Source organism: Paenarthrobacter aurescens (genome assembly GCF_025421775.1).
Classification (GTDB): domain Bacteria; phylum Actinomycetota; class Actinomycetes; order Actinomycetales; family Micrococcaceae; genus Arthrobacter; species Arthrobacter aurescens_B.
Genome location: NZ_JAOEFX010000613.1, coordinates 1 through 245 on the forward strand (window position 1 = coordinate 1; position 245 = coordinate 245).

The following is a 245-nucleotide window of genomic DNA, read 5'->3' on the forward strand; positions in this document are numbered from 1 at the left end:
TGGCGTTGCCGTCGGCATGTTGGGTATTTGGCTAGATCTGAACAGATAACACCGTTCGAGTTTCTGTCATTGTGGCGGGAGCCGCCGGTGCAGATATTTCCTTCTCTTTGATTGCTGCCTCAGTTCCGGCTACTGCAATTGCCCTGTTCTTCTTTGTTATCGGCATTGGTTTGTGTGACGTTGCCCAGAATATAGAGGGCGCCTTCGTTTTTCACCGGCTCATGCGCACCATCATGCCGCAGTTC

Annotated in this window: 1 pseudogene; it reads left to right on the forward strand. The window is 51.8% G+C overall.

Going from position 1 to position 245, the window contains the following annotated elements:
* Positions 1-41: 41 nt before the first annotated feature.
* Positions 42-245, forward strand: a pseudogene (locus N7568_RS25010) (MFS transporter); the annotation flags it as partial.